The sequence below is a fragment of the Nitratidesulfovibrio liaohensis genome (genome assembly GCF_011682075.1).
Classification (GTDB): Bacteria; Desulfobacterota; Desulfovibrionia; order Desulfovibrionales; family Desulfovibrionaceae; genus Cupidesulfovibrio; species Cupidesulfovibrio liaohensis.
The window spans coordinates 1-572 of sequence record NZ_VSMK01000769.1 but is presented as its reverse complement, the minus strand read 5'-3'; the positions used below and the strand labels follow the sequence as shown (position 1 = coordinate 572).

Sequence of the window (572 nt, the reverse complement as noted above, 5' to 3'; positions counted from 1 at the left end):
GCAGCGGCGGCGAGGCGGCGGGCATCCGCCCCGGCGACGTGCTGGTGGCGGTGAACGGGCAACCCATGCCCACCGGCAAGCTGGCCGCGCGTACCCTGCGCTGGCAAGTCACCAGGGCCCTGGGCGCGGGCGATACCGTATCCTACACCGTAGAACGCGACGGCCTGCGCATGGACGTGCCGGTGCGCTTTCACCGGGTGTGCGACGCCGCCATGGACGTGGAGGTGCGCGACACAGTGGACGCCTTTTCCTCCGGCCAGTCCATCCTCGTGACAATCGGTCTGCTGGAGCGTTTTCCCGACGATAGCGAGCTGGCCGCCGTGTTGGGCCGCGAACTGGCCAAGCATGTTCGACAGGGCGGCCAGAGTGGCCAGACAGGGCAGCCCAAAGCTGGCGCGATATCGTCCGCAACGGACAAGCCCGGCGTGCGCGGCTATTACGGCATGCCCCCGGCGGGCGGGCTGGTGAGGCCCGAGGCCGCCGAGGCGGACCGACAGACCGGCGGCCCCGACATGGACCGCATGGCCCTGTTCTGCATGGCCCGCGCGGGGTACGACCATCGCCGGGCCGCG

At 71.2% G+C, this 572-nt stretch carries 1 protein-coding gene; it reads left to right on the top strand.

Annotated elements, in window-relative coordinates; all coding sequences use genetic code 11:
• Positions 1–572 (top strand): M48 family metalloprotease (locus FVW27_RS18995; protein WP_341806180.1); only part of this gene is annotated, 572 nt, incomplete at both ends.